Source organism: Neisseria sp. P0021.S007 (assembly GCF_051956855.1).
This window is the reverse complement of the sequence record NZ_JBQCXA010000458.1, coordinates 1-722: the sequence shown is the minus strand read 5'-3', so window position 1 is coordinate 722 and position 722 is coordinate 1. Positions and strand designations below refer to the sequence as shown.

The 722-nt window shown below is 53.0% G+C and carries 1 protein-coding gene; it reads right to left on the bottom strand.

Annotated features, from left to right (window positions below):
- On the bottom strand, positions 1–503 hold a 503-nt coding region (locus tag ACTHUR_RS13985), incomplete at its 3' end, for a hypothetical protein (RefSeq protein ID WP_440399147.1).
- Between the last annotated feature and the right edge of the window lie 219 nt (positions 504–722).

Here is a 722-nt window from a genome sequence, read left to right as displayed (position 1 = left end):
AACCAACACACCCAACAATAACCAAACCAACCAACAAACCCCCACCCCCCAAAACCCCCCAAACAACAAAACCAAACCCCACAAACAACCAACACAAACCAACCCCACACACCACCACACCCCCACACCCCACCCACCAACACCCCAACCCCAAACAACCCCCCAACCCCAAAAAACAAAAACACCCACCCAAACCCCCCCCAAAAAACACCACCCAAAACAAAAACAAAACAAAACACCCCCACCAACACACAAACACCAACCAACACCCACCAACCCCCCACCAAAACCACCCAAAAACCAACCACAAACACAAACACCAAACCAACCACCCCCACCACCCCAACAACCACCACCCCAACCACACACACCACAAACAACACCAACAACCACACCCACAAACACCCAAACAACACCAAAAAAGAGCACACACCACCCACACCCAAAACAGCCCAACCAACACCCAACCCAACACACCCCCCCAAAACGAGACACCCCCACACCGCCAAGCAAACCGAACAGCCCCCTCAAACAACCCTTCAACGATATCCCGTTCAACCGGAACAACCTCCTTCCCAACCGCCGGTGCTGCTACCGGCTCAGATTTCGGCAACCGAAAAAGCTTTTCTTCAGCCTCAACCCTCTAACGGCAGAAATGCAAACCCACGTACCCAACCCAACCCCGCACACCACAACCCAAAACAGCCAACGACACAAACACA